1 protein-coding gene and 1 pseudogene are annotated in these 611 nt (G+C 63.7%); both read left to right on the top strand.

Translation table 11 applies throughout. The features are described from left to right. Positions 1 to 328, top strand: a 328-nt coding sequence (locus F2P46_RS36140; RefSeq protein WP_208296930.1) for a hypothetical protein, incomplete at its 5' end; no start/stop codon positions are given. Positions 329 to 340: 12 nt separating this feature from the next. Beyond that, positions 341 to 611 (top strand): annotated as a pseudogene (locus F2P46_RS36135) (site-specific integrase); the annotation flags it as partial.

Below are 611 nucleotides of genomic sequence, written 5' to 3'. Positions count from 1 at the left end.
GGAGCCAAACGCCCGTAACCACCCTGACATGCAGTATTTCAACATGGCCGTCCATACGTTGGCCGACATGAAGAAATGGAAGGGCAAGTTCCTGGCATTCAAGGCGTATTACGTCGGCGACGCCGCGTTGGCCAAGCAGGCGGCCGCCGCGCTCGTCATCAGCGAGCGCACCTATTATTATCATGTGAAAAGCTTTGGGCAGGCCGCCTACAGCATGAGCCACAGCATCAAGAAGGCACACGAAGCGATGGCCGCGCCGGCGCAGCCACCGGAACCGCCGCCGGCGCCGGTGCTGCACCAGCTCGGTTCGTTCATCTCCCCAGCCTGACCGGGGGGCGGCATGTCCAGCACCCTGTTCAAGGTTGGCAAGTATTACCACTACCGCTTCCGGCTCGCCGGTGGCGCGCGGCGCCAGCGCACCACCCACGAGGTGAACCACAAGCGCGCCCATGCGATCATGTCCAAGGCGTACGCCGATGCTGTCCTGCTCGCGAGCGGCATGCAGCTGGTCCCGACGCTGGAGGAATTGATCGAGCAATGGGAGGAACTGCGCGCGCCGATCGCCAGCAAGTCGCATCGCCGCGGGATCGACGTTTTCAAGCGCCGGCACC

Source organism: Massilia sp. CCM 8734 (assembly GCF_011682155.1).
Taxonomy (GTDB): Bacteria; Pseudomonadota; Gammaproteobacteria; order Burkholderiales; family Burkholderiaceae_D; genus Telluria_A; species Telluria_A rubra.
This window is presented reverse-complemented; position numbering and strand designations above follow the sequence as displayed.